Source organism: Kitasatospora sp. NPDC001527, assembly GCF_040298605.1.
GTDB lineage: Bacteria > Actinomycetota > Actinomycetes > Streptomycetales > Streptomycetaceae > Kitasatospora.
Genome location: NZ_JBEPAM010000123.1, coordinates 1 through 1,696 on the forward strand (window position 1 = coordinate 1; position 1,696 = coordinate 1,696).

The following is a 1,696-nucleotide window of genomic DNA, read 5'->3' on the forward strand; positions in this document are numbered from 1 at the left end:
CCAGCACCGTCCCCGCCGGATCCAGAACCGGACCGGCATCAGCGGCCACCTCGGCACGGACCAGACGGGGCACGACAATCCCGCCATCACGCCAGGCCACCTGCGACTCGCCCGAGGCGAGCGCGTCGGCCGCCAGCGAGGCGGGCGCCGACGAGCCGTCGGTGTCCACCAGGACGATGCGGCCCGGGTGCTCCAGCTGCGCGGTTCGCACCAGGCCCCAGACGGCGGAGGCCGCCGGGTCCTCGGCCGCGTCGGCCGTCAGCACGGCGACCGGACGCTCGGAGTCCCCGGCCAGGTGCTCCTGGAGCCGGGCGAGCGCCGTCCCGGCCGCCTCGCGGGCCGCCCGCGGCGCGGACAGCCCCTCGGGGAGGGCGGTGAGGTCGAGCACGTCCGGCGCCGCCGCGCCGGCCGCCGCCTTCGGCAGCTCGGCCGGCACCCAGTCGAGGCGGTACAGGTGCTCGGTGGCGTCCTGGGCGGTGGAGAGCCGCTCGGGCGCCACCGGCCGCAGGACCAGCGCCCCGATGGCGCCGACCGGCCGGCCCGCCGGATCGGTGAGGGCGAAGGAGACGGCGTCCGGCCCCTCCCGCCGGGCGTGCACCCGCAGGGCCGTCGCCCCCGAGGCGAACAGGGCGACGTCGTTCCAGGCGAACGGCAGCAGGACCTCCCCCGGGCGGGCCACCGGAGCAGCGCCCAGGTTGGCCGCCTGCAGCGCCGCGTCCAGCAGGGCCGGGTGGAGACCGAACCGCCCGGCGGACTCGGCCAGTTCAGCAGGAAGGGCGACCTCGGCGAACACCTCCTCGCCCGAGCGCCAGGCGGCCCGCAGGCCCTGGAAGGCGTCGCCGTACGCGTAGCCGGCCTCGGCGAGGCCCGGGTAGAAGCCGTCGAGGTCGACCGGCTCCGCGCCGGGCGGCGGCCAGGCCTCGTAGCCGAACTCCGGTGCGTGCTCGGACGCCAGGAAGCCGGTGGCGTGCCGGGTCCAGGCGCCGCCCTCGCCGTCGTCGGGCCGTGCGTGCACATGGACGGCCCGACGGGCGTCGTCGGCGGCCGGGTCGACCGTGACGCGGACCTGGACGCCCCCGCGCTCCGGCAGGATCGCGGGCGCCTCCACCACCAGCTCCTCCAGCCGGCCGAGCCCGGTCTCCTCCCCCGCGCGCAGGGCGAGTTCGAGGAAGGCGGCGCCGGGCAGCAGGACCGTCCCCGACACGGCGTGGTCGGCCAGCCACGGGTGCGACCGGGTCGACAGCCGGCCGGTGAACACCGAGCCCCCGTCCGGCAGTTCGACCAGCGCGCCGAGCAGCGGGTGCGCGGCTGCGGCGACGCCGAAGGCGGTCACGTCGCCGGTGCCGGCCACGGGCTCCAGCCAGTAGCGCTGGTGCTGGAAGGGGTAGGTGGGGAGGTCGGCGGGGCGGACGCGGCCGGCGCCGGCGTAGGTCGCCGACCAGTCCACGGGCACGCCGTGGACGTGGAGTTCGGCGGCGGCCAGCAGGACACGGTCCCAGCCGCCGTCGTCGCGGCGCAGGGTGCCGGTGACCACGGTCGGGGCCTGGACGGCGTCCTCCAGGGCCTCCACGATGCCGTGGGCGAGGACGGGGTGGGCGCTGACCTCGACGAAGCAACGGAAGCCCTCGGCCGCCAACGTCTGCACGGCTTCGCCGAATTGAACGGTCCGGCGCAGGTTGCGGTACCAGTAGCCGGC

Annotated in this window: 1 protein-coding gene; it reads right to left on the reverse strand. The window is 77.4% G+C overall.

The window, feature by feature from the left end:
• The coding region (locus ABT238_RS38710; RefSeq protein WP_350807406.1) for a SpnB-like Rossmann fold domain-containing protein at nt 1-1,696 on the reverse strand (1,696 nt) is incomplete at both ends.